Source organism: Alteromonas sp. ABE4_545, from assembly GCF_056161325.1.
In genome coordinates this window covers 173,861-191,738 of sequence record NZ_JBSWYY010000007.1, presented here as the reverse complement: position 1 = coordinate 191,738, position 17,878 = coordinate 173,861, and the positions used below count along the sequence as shown (strand labels likewise).

The window sequence follows — 17,878 nt, the reverse complement described above, 5'->3', positions numbered from 1 at the left end:
CACAACATCATGTATGAAGGCCATTACGGACTGCACAGTAAACCTTTTCAGTTAACGCCTGACCCGAGTATTTTTTACGCCAGTCGGTTACACAAACGAGCGCTCTCTTACTTACAGTACGGCTTGTCACAAGCTGAGGGCTTTATTGTCATCACAGGTGAAATTGGCACAGGGAAGACCACGATTGCCAACAATTTGCTTGCCGATGTTGAAGAAGACATTGTTGCCATTCAAATTGTCACACCTAAGTTAACGCCAGATGAGTTGGTGTCTTTAATCGTGAGTAAGTTTGGGGTCGAAATAGCTAACCAGTCGAAAGCTGACAAGTTAAAAGTTCTGGAACAATACCTGTTCAAGCTGCATGACCAAGGTAAACGTGCGCTTCTGATCGTTGATGAAGCGCAAAATTTGCCAATTGAAACGGTGGAAGAGTTGAGAATGTTGTCGAACTTCCAATCGAATGGCAAACCCTTGCTTCAGAGTTTCTTATTGGGTCAGGCTGAATTGCAACAAGCGTTACAAGCGCCGAACATGGAACAATTTAGGCAGCGTATTGTGGCGTCTTGTCATCTAGCGCCATTGTCAGCGGAAGAGTGCAAAGACTACATTGAGTATCGGTTGTTTCAGAGTGGCTGGGAGGGAGATGAGCTATTAGATGATGACGCCCATGCCGCAGTGTATGCTTTTTCCAAAGGGGTACCGCGAAAGGTGAACACCTTGATGGACCGCGTTTTATTGTTTGGTTTTTTGGAAGACGTGAACCACATTCGAAAAGAGCATGTTGATTCGGTTGTGGAGGAGTTAAAAGGGGAGTTGTATGTGCCGTCTTCTTCTACCGATTCACCAACGTTAGATCAACCATACACTATGCCTGTGTCGCGTTCGCCGAATGGGAATAACATTCATGATGTCGACTACTACAAAGCCCTACTAGGGGAGTTGGTTGACGCACTCGATGACGCCATAAAGCACAAAGTCAAGTTAACCCAATACATCGATAAACTACTTAAAAAGAAATATCGCACTTACGTACGGCAAAAAGAGCAAGATTAATCGTTGCTCTTTTTGCGCTTATCGCATGAGTGGAGTGGTTAGTTTAAAGCATCGCTGCTGTTTACCGCGCCTGCCGTTGATGTAGTGGGGGCGGTGTTACTTCGATTTTTAGCCGACGGGCTATAGATGAGAGATAGAGTAATTCGCTTCTCTGTGGTGGTGCCGTCATATGAGGCGGGTGCTTCATAATTCAAGTACTGTGCAGAGCCGATAAAGCTTAGCGTGTTGCCATAGTTATATCGAAGGCTACTGATCATTTGCCAAGTTCGAGAGCGGCTGGTTACAACGGGAGACGTCACCGACTCGTCATCACTGTCTCCATAACGCTTGGTTTTATAGTAGGTAACCGAGTTGGTAAAAGTAGAACGTGCACCTAGCCGATAGCTGAGTTGCAGATTAATTCTATCGGTCTCATAGTCTTGATTTGAGTCTAATACATCGTTCTCAGCGCGACTAAACTGAGTCGACACTGAAAACCGATTAAAATTGTATCCGAGGGTGGCTAGCAGTGTTTTTCTCACCCTGATGGTATCGTCGATTTGGTCATTCATGTCATCAAAAGAAACAAACGTTTGTTCTGCCGTCACTTCATAGTCTAAATCTTGGGTGAATCCGCAATCGCTGATGTCGATATAATCTAATGGACAAACAAATACACCACTAGACAGGCTGTCGTCTAAGTTGTTTTCATTGCTTGTTAATTGTTCGCTGTAGTTAATTTGTGAGCGGAAAAACTTGCGGTTATGAGACAGAGAAAAACTCTTTGTGTTGCCGTAAAAACGGCGGCCATAGCTACCATCTAATGAGGTTCTTGGGCTCAACGACACACCAAAATTAGCCGACAGATAGTGCTCGCTTCGTTCGTCTTCTTGGCCTTGTTCTAATTCCCGAGAGGCGTTGTACAACACGCGTAGATAATTATCTTGAGCGCGTAACACTAGCCCCAAGCCCGCTGAACGCAACCAAGACTCAGTGTCTTCTCGTTGTTCATCGACATCACTGTATGTACGACGATACTCATCGTCATTCAATGCAAAGGTGAAACCTAGCCCGCGAGTCCATAGCCAATCACCGGTTAAATCTGTGGTGTAAGTCGAATAGCGACTGTCGTCGTAGCGAAATGTACGGCGTAAGTTTTGGTTAAAATTCCACTTGAGGTTTTGATAACGGCCGCCGGGAGAAATAGACGTAGTCGCGAATAACGAGCGACCATTTGTTGGCGAGCCGTTGATTGAGTTGTCGCTATTGGATTTACCCGCGCCTAGGGTAACACTGACATTGGCCAGTGGTGCATTAGGTAAATTAAGCCCCAGAGAAGCGTTGTAGCTTTGTCTTTTGGTGAGTGAATCAGGCGCATTGTATACGTCGCTGAATAATCGATTACTGATATTGGTTGCCTGATAGCTTTGACTCGCAGACAAATTTAACGACATAAAGTTTTGAATCAATGACAGTTGGTTGCGACTGTTAAATTCGAGGAAGCGGTCGGTAGACGTCGCCGAGGATGATGGCGATCTTCTCACGTATTCGTAACTCGCAGTATTTTGACTGGTTAACTTTTTGGATTCGATGGCGAGGCTCATCGAGGGGATCATAGATAAATTAGTGGAATCCCCTGTGGCAACATCGGGGTCGCCTTGGTTTTTTATCTCAACCAACTTCGACTCTACACTAGGAGAAAAAGTCACATCGGCGGCAATACTCCACTGGCTTATGCCCCCGAGAAGTACTGTTACAAAAGTGGCCGAGAGCTTCTGCCTTCCTGGCACAGACAACAAATTATTCCTCGTCTTGTTCACGATAGTAATAGCCGTAATAGCCTGGGCCAGAATCTCTTCTATTCGATTTGTTTACCAGAAAGCCAATGGCCATTTCTGGGTTGAGGTGTGAAACGGCTTTTTGGATGTCGTGTAAACGCGTTTTTCCCTCTTCGCACACTACAATAGCTTGACCTGCCAAATTGGCCATCACAGTGGTTTCGTTAATCCCTAATAGCGGCGGAGTGTCGACAATGACTACGCGGTCTTTATAGCGATTAGAGAACTCGTCCATGGTTTTCAGCATGGTGTCACTAGCAAGTAGCTCGTTTGACAAGTGGTGGGGTTTACCCGCGGCAATAATACGCAAATTCGGGATATTCGTATTCAGCATGACGTCGCTAATACTACTTCTTTCTCCGAGTAGATACTCTATCAGACCGTCGCGATTTTTGTGGCCAATGGTGCGCATCACATTGGGGCGCAGTACGTCGGCGTCAACAAGCAACACGGTTTTGTCTTGCTCTAGTGCAATACTTAACGCGAGGTTGACGGCAGTAAATGTCTTACCTTCACCGGGCTTAGAGCTGGTGACCATGATGATATTACTGTGATGCAGTGTTTTAGACAGTGGCCCAAACGCATTCGATAGCACTTTGCGCTTGATGGTTCTAAACTCTTCGTTAATCAGGTGGCGGGCCTGGCTTGGGTTAACGAGTCCCTTCTCGTCAATCGTTTGAAAGTCGATAACTACATCAATGTCTTCTTCGAAATCACTGTCTTTTGCATTATTTGACGGTGCTTCTTCGGGTGAGGTTTGCGCTGACTCAGAAGACGCAGTGCTAGACAGCTCTGCCTCTTTGTTGCCTTCATTGGACTGTTGTTCAATTTGGCTCGACTGGGTATCGACAACCTCAGACGAGGATGCTTCTGGCTCCGTAGAGGTAGAGTCAGTCACGTTTTTATCTTGTGCTTCTTTTTGTTTAGAGAGCGCTCTTTCAATCGTACTCATTAGATTAAACTCCCTAAACTAATATTTAACAGCGACAATAAAACAAGCCCACAATAAATTAGGCAAATTACCGAAGATGACCCCAAAAACACCAGTAAACGCATACGGTTTTGTTTTTTAACTTTCTTCCAGTTTAAGTTGGTTACCCGTCCTAAAATAGGGTACGCGGCTATTTTTTCCAACTGTTCGGCGCGCACAAGTATAGGGGCAAACTGGCTGATCAAAAATGCAATACCAAAGCCTCCTAAAAAGCCCACCAACAGCACTAAAGTATAGAGCAATATTCGGTTAGGCCCTGTAGGAACGCGCGGGGTAGAAGGGGGCGAGATAACCTGAAACTTCATGTCTTCATCTGACATGCTGGCCTTTTTGCCTAATTCGGCGGCGTCTTGTCGTGCAACCAGCTCTTGATAATTCCGTTTTACGATGTCGTAGTCTCGGTTAAGTGCATTGCGTTCTAATTCTAATTGCGGCACAAAATCAATTTTAGCTTTTAAGTCGTTTATCTGTTTTACGTAGTTGTCTTCTCGTACTTTGAGCGAAGCTAGCTCACTTTTTATTTGGCTAATATCGATGGCCAAAGGATTGCGGCTATTGGTTTCAGAGTCATTGTTGATGCTAGCAAGATAATCGTCGATTTCTTTTTTGCGCAAGGCTTTTAAGCGTTCCAATAACTGAGTTGACTCAACCACATCGGGGTGTAATTCGGTAAAACGCAATCGCAGTTCGTCGAGATTTTGTTCCAACGAGCTAATACGGTCGTCGTAACTAGTGGGAATGGAGTTAGAGGGAGCATTGCTACTTTTCTTGGCTTCCTCTTGCATGGTTTTTATGGTTTCTTGCAGCGATTCAACCTGGCGCTCTTTTTCTTTTATCGTTAGTTGCACGGTTCGCAAATTGTCTTCAAGAGATTTTAAGCGCGAAAAATAAGTGCCGGTTTCAGGCAGTATATCCGAGTACTTGCGTTTGAAGTCGGCAACACGCATTTCTGCTTGTGCCAAACGCTGCTCGTATTCGTCAATTTGAGTTTGTAAGAACTGAGCCGCGTTGTCTGACTCGGTTTGATTTTTACCTAAACTCCCTTCAATAAAGAGGTTTAGGGTTTCTTGTATCACGTTCTTCGCAACAGAAGGGTTTTTATGGCTGTATTTCAGTTCGAATGTGTTGGTTTTACCACTGGCATTAATTTGTATTTCTTCGCCAAGGTTTTTAATGAGTTCATCAAATGCGCCAGGGCCGATAACCGTCACATCCAGGTCGGTTTCTCGCGCAATTTTTTCGAGGTTTTCTCGGCTCTTTAATCGATTGGCCAGCACCTGCATTTCCGGTGTTTGCTGCGTAGTGAGCGCTATACCCCTGAGAAAAGGGGCTAGGTTTGAGTTTGTATCAACCGTGACACGAGCCGTACTGGTGTAGATATCTGGTAACGTGGCAATGTAAATAAAGCCCAAGGGGCAGACGAGCCAAGACACGATAATTATGTACCGTTTTTTTACCCAGATTCCTTTAACGTAATCAAGGATTTGATCGACCAGTTGTTGAAAATCAAACATGCAAAATAACTTCTATCCGTGCATTAAAACCAAGCTTCGGGAATGATAAGGATATCGCCCGGGAGTAAATCGACATTTTCCTCAATATCACCATTTTGGATCAAGTCACTCACCCGCAGTTCGTAAACTTTTTGTTCTCCGTTAACCATTCTGATGAGTTTTGTGTTGTTGCCGTCGGCAAAATCAGTCATGCCGCCAACCTGAATCATCAAATCCAGTAAGGTCATGTTTTCTTTGTAATTGACCGCTCGCGGGTTTGTGGCTTCACCAATCACGCGAATTTGTTCACTAAAGGGGCCGACATACCCTCCTACTGTGACCGTAATTCGTGGGTTGTTAATATATACTGACAGGGCTTTTTCTAGTTCTCGTGCGAGTTGTGTCGGCGTTCTTCCCGTTACTTCGACATCTTCTACCAGTTTTGTTGTGATCATGCCGTCTGGGCGCACAGAATAAGAGCCGGACAGTTCGGGGTTACGCCAAACAAAAATATCGAGGGTATCGCCAGGGCCAATCAGGTATTTGTAGTCGTCAACGTTGGTTGTATACGAAGGGATTTGAGTTGCTCGTGGGAGTTCATCAACTGTAGAGCATGCCGACATCAATAAGGTCATCCCACAAATCAATGCATAGCTAAGTAGATTGCCACTTGTTTGTTGTTTTTTGCGCGCAGCCGCAGCCGTCATAAACCTGTTCTCCGTTCTTCGGTCTTCCATCACCAGCATCGTTGGCAAGTGTCATTGTTTACCGAAACAGCCTCATAAGCAAGAATCCAGTATAAAAGAAACAGCGACTTAGCACACGCATCTTCGCAGGGTGGCCGATTTGTGGACAAAATCTCGCCTTGTGTGAATCTTTTTCGATTAACGCGTCAAAATATTGTCCAATGACAGTGTTGTACGTTACTATCGAGCTTATAAAGTTAAATTTTTACCTAGTTCGCCAAGGATTTGTTAAGTATGGCTGGTAAGTCTGGAAACCAGAATAAGCGCTCTAATGCGTTAGTGATTACTGAAACCATATTAATCAGCTACGTCACTTACATTGCAAGTGTTCTTACATCGTACTATACCGGCACAGCGCCTATGGCAGTCGCTAGTCTAGTGGCGATGATAGCTGTATTAACGTGCCTGATTCTCATTTCTTCACTGTCTGTTGGGTTATACGAAACTAAGTTGCGGGAAACATTTCGCGGCATAATTCGACGAATATTCGTTAGTGTTGGCTTGTCGTACTTTGTTATCCAATTTTTGATCAGCACTATGCTGACGTCGCTCGACCCACACCCGTATTTTCTGCCCACGGCGGCAAGCTTCATTATTATCACACTGGTATTGTTCCGCTATTTTACCAACCGCTTGGGCTTGTTGGGACTGGGCAAGACTCGTATTGTTGTATTGGGCGCGGGCGAGCGCGCGTCGATTATCGAAAAGCGCATGCGTCGAGATGTTGACAGAATAGGCTTTGAGCTACTTGGGTTTATCCCGATGATGGGAGACAACCGCGAAGAAGGTATAAAAAACGAAAAACTGGTACACCTGAAAGTCGACAGTAACTTACAGCAATTTATAGTTGATAATGACATTGAAGAACTGGTTATCGCCTGTGACCAGCGACGCGGTACTCTGCCGTTGGAAGTCTTGTTTGATTGCCGGTTGCGAGGTGTTCAAGTTACTGACTTGCTTGACTTTATGGAGCGGGAAACCGGCCAGATTGTAGTAAATTTGATGTACCCAAGTTGGGTAATCTACTCCAATGGGTTTATCTCTCAAAATTACCTGCGCGATGCGCTCGATTATTTCATTAACGCGTTTTTGGCAACAATTGTATTGCTGTTTACGTGGCCATTTATGCTTATCACCGCTTTGTCTATTTACCTGGACGATGGGTTAAGAACGAAAACATCGGTGTTTTATAAGCAAGAGCGGGTGGGCCTAAACGGTAAACTGTTCAAAATTATTAAATTCAGAAGTATGCGCCCCGACGCGGAAAAAGACGGCGCGAAGTGGGCCGCCAAAAATGATGATCGGGTGACTAAAATTGGTCATTTTATTCGCAAATATCGGCTGGACGAACTGCCGCAAATTTGGAATATTTTTAAAGGCGAAATGGCTTTTATCGGGCCACGTCCAGAGCGTCCAGAATTTGTTGAAACACTGCTGAAAGAAATTCCGTATTACAATCAGCGTCATAATGTTAAGCCAGGTTTGGCTGGCTGGGCGCAACTGAATTATCCCTACGGCGCCAGCATCAACGATTCAATGGAAAAGTTGAAGTTTGATTTATATTACGTGAAACATCAGAGTTTAATGTTGGACCTGTTAATTCTTATACGGACGGTAGAAGTCGTCTTGTTTGGGCGAGGCCGCTAGTGAGTTGTTAAGGCGATAGATGGAAATAGATTGATGACGAACAACACACAAAAATGTGCAATGACAGTGGATGTCGAAGATTACTTTCACGTTTCGGCATTTGAAAACACCATTAAGCGAGACAGTTGGCACAAGATGCCACTACGCGTTGATCACAACACCCATGTTTTGCTGGATTTATTCGCTCAATACAATGTTAAGGCAACCTTTTTTACCTTAGGTTGGGTGGCTGAAAAGTGTCCGGCGGTGATTCGACGTATGGTTGAAGAAGGGCATGAGGTTGCCAGCCATGGCCTTGACCATACTCGGCTGACGCAAATGGACCGCGCGCACTTCATACAAGATGTCACAACCAGTAAGGCCATATTGGAAGACATAACGGGTAAAGCGGTAGTCGGTTATCGCGCACCTAGTTTTTCTGTGAACAAGACAAACGAATGGGTGTACGAAGAGTTGGTTCGTTTAGGCTTTGTTTATTCTTCCAGTACATACCCTATCCAGCACGACTTATACGGCGTTCCCGATTGGCCGCGCTTCAAGTATGAGCGCCCTGAAGGCATTATCGAAATTCCAGTTCCCACTGTGATGAAAAATGGTGAGAACAAGGGGATCGGAGGCGGAGGTTATTTCCGGTTATTCCCATATTGGTTGTCTAAAAAACGCATTCAGTCTTATTTTAAAACCGAGTCTGCGCCGTATAACTTTTACTTTCACCCTTGGGAAATCGACCCCAAACAGCCCAAAATTAATGATGCATCGTTAAAGTCTAAGTTTCGTCATTATATCAACCTCGACCGCATGCAAGGGAAGTTGGAAAAGCTCATGACCGACTTTCAGTGGAACACCATGAGTCACGTGTATGAGATTGGGGAACAGCCCAAGTGAGTACTCAGGTCCACACACTCATTGTTGATTCAGAAAAAGCGACATTATGGGACGCTTACGTAGAAAAGCATCCCGAGGGCAGCTTTTTTCATCTTTCGGGATGGGCAAAAATTGTCGAAATGTCTTTTGGGCATAAAGCTCATTTTCTGTATGCAGAGGCTAGCGACGGCACATTAGTCGGTGTTTTACCCTTAGTTGAGCAACAGAGCCGACTGTTCGGCCATGTGCTGATATCCACCCCATTTTGTGTGTATGGCGGGGCAATAGCCGACGATGCCGACATACTGTGTACACTAGAACAAGCGGCGGCGTCGCTGGGTAAACAGCTTGCGGTTGATTACATTGAGTTTCGTTATCCATTTGAACGGCTCAATAACCCAGATTTAGTCCCTAATTGCCAACATTCCACTTATTTTCATCCGTTAAAAGAAGACGACGCGTCGATATTGCTCAGCATTAAAAAGAAGCAGCGCGCCAACGTAAGGCAATCACTGGGTAAAGGCTTGGCGCATCGTTTTAGTCAAGACGTAGATACAGCACACCGAATTTACTCAGAAAGTGTACGCAATTTGGGTACGCCCGTATTTCCCAAGCAATATTTCAGAGACCTGATAAAGGTTTTTCCAGAACACACAGACGTACTAGTAGTGACGCACGAAGACAAACCTGTGTCGGCGGTGCTTAATTTCTATTACAAAGATGTGGTCATGCCCTATTACGGTGGGGGAATTCAGGATGCGCGAGCGCTGAAGAGCAATGACTATATGTATTACCAGCTCATGTGCCATAGCAAATTAGAACGCCAATGTGAGTGGTTCGATTTTGGCCGCAGTAAGAATGATTCAGGCTCTGGGCATTACAAAAAAACATGGGGTATCGAGCCAAAGCCATTGCACTATTACGTGCAATTGATCAACGCCCAAGCGTTACCGAATTTGAGCCCCAATAATCCAAAATATCGATTTTTTATCAACGCGTGGAAAAAGTTACCTCTGTCAGTCAGCCGGTTTATTGGCCCGTTTCTTTCGCGTTTTTTGGGCTAACGGTAGAATTGTGTAAGGCACCTCAAGGATGGAAAACAACATCGTAAATCACAATCAGGATGAATCCAGTGAAAACATGCACCGTAAACCTTGGTTGTTTATTGCCTTAGCCAATACGTGTTTAACCGTATGGCTGCTTGTTTATTGGCCAACGCTGCAGCATATGGTGTCGGTGTGGATAGCATCAGAAACCTTTAAACACTGTTTCTTTATTCTTCCAATCACGCTTTATTTGATTTACGAAAAAAAGCCTATTATCAAAAACCTCACCTTGTCGCCGGTGTGGTGGCTATTGCCTTTTTTACTTCTTGGTCAAGTTGTCTTCTTTGTTGCGAATGCGCTCGACATTAATTTGATCATGCACTTATGTGCGTATGGCTCTCTGGTGTGTATTGTATGGATGCTTGTGGGGCATAAAGCATTTCGTGTGATTTTATTTCCCATGGCGTATTTACTGTTTTGTGTGCCCTTTGGCGAAGAACTGGTGCCGTGGCTACAAGACGTGACTGCTGATATTTCGGTTTATCTATTAAATGTGTTCAATATTCCGGTTTATCGCGACGGGCTTTATTTGTACTTACCCAATGGCACGTTCCACGTTGCAGAGGCCTGTGCTGGTATTCGCTTCCTCATCGGTACCTTTGCCTTGGGAGTCTTGTTCGCTTACTTAAATTATCAACGCATATGGAAGCGTGCGACCTTTGTCGTTGTCAGTGCCATTGTGCCGATTTTGGCTAATGGTGTCAGAGCGTTCGGGATAGTGTTGATAGGCTACTTGTCTAACATGGAACATGCGGTTGGCGCAGACCATTTGGTTTATGGTTGGTTCTTCTTCTTGTTCGTGCTTATTGTGCTGTTCTTTATCGGCAATATTGGTAGCGAAAAGCCCCCTAAAGTCCCGCCTTGTCCTCGGAGCTACTACGTGACGGAAACGTCGGGGATATTGACGATTCTGATTGTTGGCGTGTTAGTGTTGCCTTTGGTCGTGTCGTTGATCACCTTGCCAAAAACCTCCGTTAATCTCGACAAAACCATTAATCAAAAAGTGATGAGCGTTTTTCCTGAAGCTCAACAAACGCCATTGTCTTGGCCAATGAAACCAGAGTATGACACTCAGGATTGGCAAGGGCTCATTCAAGGTGTGCCAGTGTATATTCAATATCGCAGTGAGGAAGACGGTCAAGAGGTGGTGAGTAGCTTGCATCGTTTGTTCGATACTGAATATTGGTCACAGCGAACCTTGGGCTACCGAGATCTTGACGGTGTGCCGGTGAAGTACGCTGATATTGTCAATGTTGGTGGCGAACAGCGGTATTTGCTGAGCTTTTACCAAATCAAATGTTCTCAAAGCGCTGACGAACTTACGATAAAATTGCAGCAGTTTAAGCGTAAACTCAATGGCAAACACGCTGATGGCTTTTATATTGTCGTTGATGCTACTGAGCTCGAATCACCCAGTTCGGTACTGGCTTTATTAGCGCCTTTGTCTAGAGAACTCGCTCAGTAACAGGGGTAAGTCATTAAATGCATATCTGTCATGTTGTCTATAGTTTGCATATTGGAGGCTTAGAGCGCGTTCTGATCAACTGTGTCAATCGCTTACCGGCAGACATCCAACACACAGTGATATGTCTAACTGACTACTCATCTGAGTTTAGAGCCTTGTTGCCCGAGCGGGTAGAAATTGTCACGTTAAACAAACGCCCTGGCCATGACTGGCGCTTGTATCAGCGCTTTTACCACTGCGTACAAAAAGTCCGTCCGGATATTGTACATACCTATAATTTGGCAACCCTGGAAATGCAATGGGTTGCTTGGTTTGCCAGAGTGAACACGCGTATTCACGCTGAGCACGGGCGTGATATTTATGACCCTAATGGCAGCAATAAAAAGTACCAGTGGTTGCGGCGCTTAGTGGCGCCTTTTGTACACAAATTTGTTGCCGTTTCAAAAGAATTACACGACTGGTTATTGAATGATGTGGCACTGAAAAAGAAAAAATGTGCCTTGATTCGAAATGGCATAGATACAGACTTTTTTGTACCGTCATGCGTTGAGCAAAATCACTTTGTGGTTGGTCATGTTGGGCGACTTAGTCCAATTAAAAACCAATCTCTGTTGCTCCACAGTTTTGCTCTGGCAGGAAAACAAGATCCTGCGTTCGAGACTCAAGCATTACTTCATATTGTTGGAGGTGGGGAATGCGAAACCGCCTTGCGCCAAGAATCTGAAAGGCTAGGGCTTGCGGATAAAGTCGTGTTTGCTGGACCTCAATCGAACGTACTGAGTTATTATCAAAAATTCAGTGTTTTTGTGTTGTCTTCGCTCGGAGAAGGTATTCCGATGACATTGCTTGAAGCGATGTCATGTGCGACACCAGCCATTGTTACACATGTAGGTGGCATGCCCGAGGTTGTCGATGAATCGGTAGGAAAAACCGTAGCATCTGATGATGAAGGCGGGCTGGCAAAGGCATTGCTAGAGGCGTTTCAGCAACAAGCCTTGTGGCATCAAAAAGGGGCAAAGGCGAGAGACAAAATCATTCACAATTTTAGTGAACAGGCCATGGTTGATGCCTATTTGGCTCTGTATAACAAAGGTGCGTAACAATGTGTGGAATTAGTGGTTGGCTCTCTTTTGACACCGCGCGTGAGCCAGATTTAGTCACCCTTCAATTAATGAACAGGGCGCAAGCGCACCGAGGGCCTGACGCTGAAGGCTATCATGTCACCGCGGGCATTGGCCTGGGACATCGCAGACTTTCAATTATTGATTTAGAAGGCGGCAAGCAACCACTTTACAATCAAAACAAAGACGTGGTGATCGTTTTTAATGGTGAGATTTTTAATCATCAACACATTGCAGATGAATTAAAGGCTAAAGGGTATCAATATCAAACACATAGCGATACAGAAACCATTGTTCATGCGTGGGAAGAGTGGGGGGTAGATTGCTTATCTCACTTGCGCGGCATGTTTGCCTTTTTACTGTGGGACCAACGTACACATCAATTGTTTGTCGCCAGAGATCGCCTGGGTATCAAGCCTCTTCATTACAGTCAATTAGCCTCTGGCGATATTATATTTGGCTCCGAAATTAAAGTCCTCAAGCAGCACCCAGAATTCGACCGAACGTTAAGTCATCAAGCCATAGAAGACTATTTAACTTTTGGTTACGTCCCTGATCCTAAATCGATTTTCCGCGCTGTTAAAAAACTCAATGCGGGCCATTACTTACTGATTGATCAAACCTCCGGTGTGTGCCCAGAGCCAGTTCAGTATTGGGATTTACCCTGGCAGCAGCCACAATTCGACGCGTCTTCTGTTAACAACGAAGCCCTGATTGAACGTTTAAAAGAAGCTGTGAATATTCGGCTGGAATCAGAAGTGCCGCTTGGTGCCTTTCTATCGGGTGGGGTGGATTCCAGTGCAATTGTCGCCATGATGTCACAACTTCAAACCGAGCCAGTGACCACCTGTGCCATTGGTTTTGACGTACAAGACTACAACGAAACTGAATTTGCCGCCCTTGTCGCAGAGCGATATAAAACCCTTCATCACGTAGATGTTGTCAATCATGAAGATTTTGATTTGGTCGACGCCATGTATACGCTTTATGACGAACCCTATGCCGACTCGTCGTCGTTGCCGACCTATCGGGTATGTCAATTGGCGCGTCAACATGTCACGGTTGCCTTGTCTGGAGACGGTGGCGATGAACTGTTTGGCGGTTACCGCCGATATCGCATGCATTTGGCTGAGCAGAAATGGCGAGACAAAATTCCGCTCGCTATAAGAAAATACTGCTTCGGCGTACTCGGAGCGCTTTATCCAAAGCTTGATTGGGCGCCTCAGTTCTTGCGTGCCAAAACAACGTTTCAGTCATTGTCGATGGACGCCTCAGAGGCTTATTTGAACTCGATGAGCAAGTTGCGCAAAGACGAACGTAAACAGCTTTATAGTCGTGAGTTTAAAGCGCAGTTAAGTGGTTATGATGCAAAATCGGTATTTGATGAACTCTTGAAAGGTAAGGCGTTTACCGACCCATTAAAAGAGATTCAATATCTCGATTATAAAACGTGGGTAACCGGAGATATTCACACCAAAGTCGACAGGGCGAGTATGGCTCATGGCTTAGAGGTACGCGTGCCGATTTTTGACCACCAATTTGTTGAATGGGCGTTTCGTTTACCGTCAGAGATGAATATTCAGAACGGTGAGGGCAAAGCTCGATTTAAGCAAGCGCTTGAGCCTCATTTGCCTCATGATAATTTATATCGCAAAAAAATGGGCTTTAGTGTACCGATGGCTGAATGGTTGCGAGGCCCGCTTAAAGACAAAATGACGGCGTTAATTACCGCAAGCGCCGTCGAAAAAAGTGGAATTTTTGATATGGCGGTATTGCGACAGAAAATACACGCTCATGTATCTGGCCGCTCTGACCACTCCGCTTCTTTATGGACAATAATGATGTTGGCGCAATTCCTGATTAATGAGGACAACGACGAGGCAAAACTGTGAGTGCCATCTTGTTTGTTTGTCATCGCATTCCGTTTCCGCCGGACAAAGGCGACAAGATTGCGACCTACAATATTCTGAAGTGGTTGAGTGGGCGCTTCGACGTGCATTTAGCGTGTTTTATTGATGCGAAAGAAGATTTAGCTTACCAAGACAAGGTCGCCGAGTATTGTGCATCGAGTGCGTTTTTCGATATTAGTCAGCGGCCTTATTGGCGTTCGGGAATACGAGCATTACTCACGCAAAAACCAGTTTCGATTGCGCATTATCACAGCCCTGATTGCCATCAATGGATAGCGGAAACGGTAGCCTCAAACACCATTGAGCGCGCGTTTTGCTATTCATCGTCAATGGGCCAATTCCTGGATGTTGCCGGGTTGTCTGATGCGCTAAAAGTGGTGGATATGGCTGATATTGATTCCGACAAATGGCGTCAATATGCCGAAGCTAAAAAAGGTCTGTCGGCATTGATATACAAACGAGAGTATCAATTGCTTGCCAAATACGAGCAGTATCTTTTAGCTAAGATGGACCGCATTGGTTTTGTGTCTGCAGAAGAAAGCACATTGTTTTCTTCGTTATCGCCTACCGCTCATCAAAACAAAGTCATGACGATCCCCAATGGGGTCGACACCGACTATTTTAATCCCGAAGCTCAATTCGACTACACAGATAAACCCGCTGAAAATCAGCCGTACATCGCATTTGTTGGTGCCATGGATTATTGGGCAAATGTCGATGCGGTAGTGTGGTTTGTGGAATCAGTGTGGCCTTTATTTAAATCACAATTTCCCGACTTTCAGTTTTACATTGTGGGTGGCAAACCTACCGAAGCGGTTACCGCGCTTTCGTCAGTTGATGGTGTGGTAGTCACGGGGCGAGTTGTTGACGTGCGTCCCTTCGTTGAGGGAGCTGCCTGTTGTGTTGCGTCGCTCAGAATTGCTCGCGGAGTACAAAATAAAGTACTGGAAGCTATGGCAATGTCAAAAGCGGTTGTGATGACACACATGGCACAAGAAGGTATTCAGTTGCCTGAATGCCAAATACCTTATGTGACTGACGATGCAACCGCCTTTTTTCATGCATTACAAGCCCTTGTTACCTCACCCACTACGGCTGAGGAGTGTGGGGTAGCAAATCGAAAATGGGTTGAGCAATATTACAGTTGGGAAGGGGCGCTGCAAGTATTAGACTGCCTCTTACCAAAAGCAGATGAATCTGCGTCAGCTGGGGTGTCGCAAGGAGATAACTCATGAAGTTGTTAACGATTACGACCTTATACCCCAACGCCAACGACCCAAAACACGGTATCTTTATTCATACACGTCTCAAACATTTACTTGCAGACTATCCTGAATTTAGCGCCAAAGTGATTGCGCCCGTGCCTTGGTTTCCGTTTTCTCATTCGGTTTTTGGCCAGTATGCTAAATATGCCAATGTTCCCAAACAGGAAGTAATCGACGGTATTGAGGTGTATCACCCTCGTTATTTGGTGCTGCCGAAAATCGGCATGTACCTAACGCCTTTTTTCTTAAAGCGCGCGATAAAACGGCAGCTTGATACACTGCGTTTACGCTATGAGCCAGACCTGATTGACGGGCATTATTACTTCCCTGATGGTGTGGCAATTGCGGATGTGGCAAAACAAGCGGGTTTGCCTTTTACCTGCACAGCTCGTGGAACAGATATCAATTTGGTTCCTCAATATGAACGAGCCAAAGCAATGATTTTACAGGTCTGTGATGAGGCCGCTCACAATCTCACTGTGTGTCAGGCGTTAAAAGACGAAATGGTCGCCCTTGGCGTTGACGAGCAACGTGTTGGGGTTTACCGAAATGGGGTTGATTTAGCGCTATTTTCAGCCTCAACAGAAGAGCAACAACAGGCGGCAAAAAAGGCGAGAGGCATTCACCATTCCCTTATTTTATCGGTAGGTTGGTTAATTGAGCGTAAAGGGCATCATTTGATCATCGATGCACTGGTGTCGATCCCTGATGCAACATTAGTGATTGCCGGTGACGGGCCAGATAAAATGAGCTTGCTAGCTCGTGCTGCTAAGCTAGGTGTAGCAGATAGAGTGAAATTAATTGGTAGTGTTGCGCAGTCTGAACTCAACCAATGGTTTCAAGCCGCAGATGTATCCGTGCTGGCGTCGAGTCGTGAAGGTTGGGCGAATGTGTTATTAGAATCGATGGCATCAGGCACTGCCGTGGTTGCAACCAAAGTGTGGGGCACGCCTGAAGTGGTTGCCAGTCGTGAGGCAGGGGTGTTGGTAGAGCGCAATGCACAAGCGATTGCTGAGGGTGTAAACACACTGTTGGCCAACAAACCATCAAGAGCGTCAACACGTGCATACGCAGAGCGTTTCAGCTGGCAAGAGACTACCGCTGGGCTACGCAAGCTGTTTAACGATTTATTGCAACAGACTAAAAGATAACAAGTGAGTTTGGGTTGAAAATTTTATATCACCACAGGGTCGCGTCTAAAGACGGGCAATATGTCCATATCTCTGAGATATTAAAGGTGTTGAACGCCTTGGGACATGACATTGATATTGTTGCGCCTAAACTGACAGAGTCGGCGAGCTTTGGTAGTGATGGCGGCTGGGTGACCAAGCTTAAAAAAGCCATGCCTCAGGCCGTGTATGAGCTGTTAGAGTTCTCTTATACCTTTTTCGCGTTTATTAAGTTACTGGTTAAGGTGTTAAAAAACCGACCCGACGTGATTTACGAACGATACAATATTTTGTTTCCGGCTGGCATCTGGGTTGCGAAGCTGTTTAAACTGCCGTTAATTCTCGAAGTAAACGCGCCATTGTATGACGAACGTCTTGAGTATGGCGGAGTGAGCATCAAGTGGCTGTCTCGATGGAGCGAGCATTATACGTGGCGTCATGCTGATGTGGTGTTACCGGTCACTGACGTACTTGCTCGCTATGTCGAAAGCGCTGGAGTAGCGGCGGACAAAATTCATGTGATCCCCAATGGGGTCGATACGGCAGTGTTCGACGCCCACACCACAGAACAGCGTGAATCGCGTTTTGCAGGTAAGCTTGTTATCGGTTTTGTCGGGTTTTGTCGAGAGTGGCACCATTTAGATGAAGTCATGAAGTTGATTGCTTCTCAGCAACGTGATGATACGTGCTTATTGGTGGTGGGAGATGGCCCAGTCATCGACACATTAAAGGCACTTGCCAATAAGCTTGGTTTCTCAGATCGATTTATTTGTACTGGGCTAGTGGGTAGAAAAGACATTCCCTATTGGCTTCATCAGATGGATATCGCGATACAGCCTGCGGTTACGCCATGGGCATCGCCGCTGAAGTTACTTGAGTATCTTGCAATGAAAAAAGCGATTGTGGCTGCCGATACGCCAAATATTCGCGAGCTATTGCAGCACGAGGAAAATGCCCTGTTATTCGAAAGTGGTGATCTTAGTGCCATGATGACCGCATTAGAGCGTATTGTTAACGATGAGGCTTTACGGCAACGTATTTCGGAAGGGGCGTTGCAAACGGTCAAAACACGCAATTTAACTTGGTATGGCAACGGTGAACGCATTGAGAAGCTAGCCCAAATGCTTACTACGCACGATACCTCGTGGCAGAAAAGAGACTAGAGAGAGTTCGCGTTATGATTGAGAACCTTGTGTTTGTATTTGAAATTTTCATGGTGGGGTTTTTAGTG

Annotated in this window: 14 protein-coding genes; 10 read left to right on the top strand and 4 right to left on the bottom strand. The window is 45.5% G+C overall.

Annotation, left to right across the window (positions count from 1 at the left end):
• Positions 1 to 9 precede the first annotated feature (9 nt).
• Positions 10 to 1,053 (top strand): XrtA/PEP-CTERM system-associated ATPase, encoded by a 1,044-nt coding sequence (locus tag ACXAH6_RS09470; RefSeq protein WP_474876412.1) that lies wholly within the window; start codon positions 10 to 12, stop codon positions 1,051 to 1,053.
• Between the two features lie 38 nt (positions 1,054 to 1,091).
• Here ACXAH6_RS09470 and ACXAH6_RS09465 read toward each other — a convergent pair whose 3' ends face one another.
• Genes ACXAH6_RS09465 through ACXAH6_RS09450 form a run of 4 tightly spaced genes read right to left on the bottom strand, consistent with a single transcriptional unit; the run spans position 1,092 to position 5,989 of the window.
• Entirely contained in the window at positions 1,092 to 2,828 is a 1,737-nt protein-coding gene (locus ACXAH6_RS09465) for a porin family protein (protein ID WP_474876411.1), read from the bottom strand.
• A gap of 4 nt (positions 2,829 to 2,832) precedes the next feature.
• A complete protein-coding gene (locus ACXAH6_RS09460) occupies positions 2,833 to 3,822 on the bottom strand; it encodes an XrtA-associated tyrosine autokinase (RefSeq protein ID WP_474876410.1) in 990 nt (329 codons plus the stop codon).
• Positions 3,822 to 5,375, bottom strand: a complete 1,554-nt coding sequence (locus tag ACXAH6_RS09455; protein ID WP_474876409.1) for an XrtA system polysaccharide chain length determinant — start codon at positions 5,373 to 5,375, stop codon at positions 3,822 to 3,824. The genes ACXAH6_RS09460 and ACXAH6_RS09455 overlap by 1 nt, the downstream gene beginning before the upstream one ends.
• A 23-nt stretch (positions 5,376 to 5,398) precedes the next feature.
• Complete coding sequence (locus tag ACXAH6_RS09450; protein WP_474876430.1) at positions 5,399 to 5,989, bottom strand: XrtA/PEP-CTERM system exopolysaccharide export protein; 591 nt, start codon at positions 5,987 to 5,989, stop codon at positions 5,399 to 5,401.
• A gap of 345 nt (positions 5,990 to 6,334) precedes the next feature.
• Between ACXAH6_RS09450 and ACXAH6_RS09445 the strand changes: the two genes are divergently transcribed.
• Genes ACXAH6_RS09445 through ACXAH6_RS09405 form a run of 9 tightly spaced genes read left to right on the top strand, consistent with a single transcriptional unit; the run spans position 6,335 to position 17,810 of the window.
• The gene (locus tag ACXAH6_RS09445) at positions 6,335 to 7,747 is read left to right on the top strand and encodes a TIGR03013 family XrtA/PEP-CTERM system glycosyltransferase (RefSeq protein WP_474876408.1); all 1,413 of its coding nucleotides are present in this window, start codon (positions 6,335 to 6,337) and stop codon (positions 7,745 to 7,747) included.
• Between the two features lie 33 nt (positions 7,748 to 7,780).
• Positions 7,781 to 8,632, top strand: coding sequence for an XrtA system polysaccharide deacetylase (locus ACXAH6_RS09440; protein WP_474876407.1), 852 nt, complete (start codon positions 7,781 to 7,783; stop codon positions 8,630 to 8,632).
• A complete protein-coding gene (locus tag ACXAH6_RS09435) occupies positions 8,629 to 9,675 on the top strand; it encodes a FemAB family XrtA/PEP-CTERM system-associated protein (RefSeq protein ID WP_474876406.1) in 1,047 nt (348 codons plus the stop codon). Before ACXAH6_RS09440 ends, ACXAH6_RS09435 begins: the two co-directional genes overlap by 4 nt.
• Positions 9,676 to 9,703: 28 nt before the next feature.
• Positions 9,704 to 11,182, top strand: a complete 1,479-nt coding sequence (gene xrtA / locus ACXAH6_RS09430; protein ID WP_474876405.1) for an exosortase A — start codon at positions 9,704 to 9,706, stop codon at positions 11,180 to 11,182.
• Positions 11,183 to 11,199: 17 nt separating this feature from the next.
• The gene (locus ACXAH6_RS09425) at positions 11,200 to 12,282 is read left to right on the top strand and encodes a glycosyltransferase (protein WP_474876404.1); all 1,083 of its coding nucleotides are present in this window, start codon (positions 11,200 to 11,202) and stop codon (positions 12,280 to 12,282) included.
• 2 nt (positions 12,283 to 12,284) lie between these two features.
• Positions 12,285 to 14,195: an XrtA/PEP-CTERM system amidotransferase gene (locus tag ACXAH6_RS09420; protein WP_474876403.1), complete on the top strand. Its 1,911-nt coding sequence runs from the start codon at positions 12,285 to 12,287 to the stop codon at positions 14,193 to 14,195.
• On the top strand, positions 14,192 to 15,448 hold the full coding sequence (locus ACXAH6_RS09415) for a TIGR03087 family PEP-CTERM/XrtA system glycosyltransferase (protein WP_474876402.1): 1,257 nt from the start codon (positions 14,192 to 14,194) through the stop codon (positions 15,446 to 15,448). The genes ACXAH6_RS09420 and ACXAH6_RS09415 overlap by 4 nt, the downstream gene beginning before the upstream one ends.
• Entirely contained in the window at positions 15,445 to 16,629 is a 1,185-nt protein-coding gene (locus tag ACXAH6_RS09410; RefSeq protein ID WP_474876401.1) for a glycosyltransferase family 4 protein, read from the top strand. Before ACXAH6_RS09415 ends, ACXAH6_RS09410 begins: the two co-directional genes overlap by 4 nt.
• Positions 16,630 to 16,643: 14 nt before the next feature.
• On the top strand, positions 16,644 to 17,810 hold the full coding sequence (locus ACXAH6_RS09405; RefSeq protein WP_474876400.1) for a glycosyltransferase family 4 protein: 1,167 nt from the start codon (positions 16,644 to 16,646) through the stop codon (positions 17,808 to 17,810).
• Positions 17,811 to 17,878 lie beyond the last annotated feature (68 nt).

Bases quoted from the DNA above. Each gene is read 5' to 3' on its own strand.
- ACXAH6_RS09470 (WP_474876412.1), top strand. From the start codon at position 10: ATGTATGAAGGCCATTACGGACTGCACAGTAAACCTTTTCAGTTAACG.
- ACXAH6_RS09460 (WP_474876410.1), bottom strand. From the start codon at position 3,822: ATGAGTACGATTGAAAGAGCGCTCTCTAAACAAAAAGAAGCACAAGAT.
- ACXAH6_RS09455 (WP_474876409.1), bottom strand. From the start codon at position 5,375: ATGTTTGATTTTCAACAACTGGTCGATCAAATCCTTGATTACGTTAAA.
- ACXAH6_RS09450 (WP_474876430.1), bottom strand. From the start codon at position 5,989: ATGACCTTATTGATGTCGGCATGCTCTACAGTTGATGAACTCCCACGA.
- ACXAH6_RS09445 (WP_474876408.1), top strand. From the start codon at position 6,335: ATGGCTGGTAAGTCTGGAAACCAGAATAAGCGCTCTAATGCGTTAGTG.
- ACXAH6_RS09440 (WP_474876407.1), top strand. From the start codon at position 7,781: ATGACGAACAACACACAAAAATGTGCAATGACAGTGGATGTCGAAGAT.
- xrtA (WP_474876405.1), top strand. From the start codon at position 9,704: ATGGAAAACAACATCGTAAATCACAATCAGGATGAATCCAGTGAAAAC.
- ACXAH6_RS09425 (WP_474876404.1), top strand. From the start codon at position 11,200: ATGCATATCTGTCATGTTGTCTATAGTTTGCATATTGGAGGCTTAGAG.
- ACXAH6_RS09420 (WP_474876403.1), top strand. From the start codon at position 12,285: ATGTGTGGAATTAGTGGTTGGCTCTCTTTTGACACCGCGCGTGAGCCA.
- ACXAH6_RS09410 (WP_474876401.1), top strand. From the start codon at position 15,445: ATGAAGTTGTTAACGATTACGACCTTATACCCCAACGCCAACGACCCA.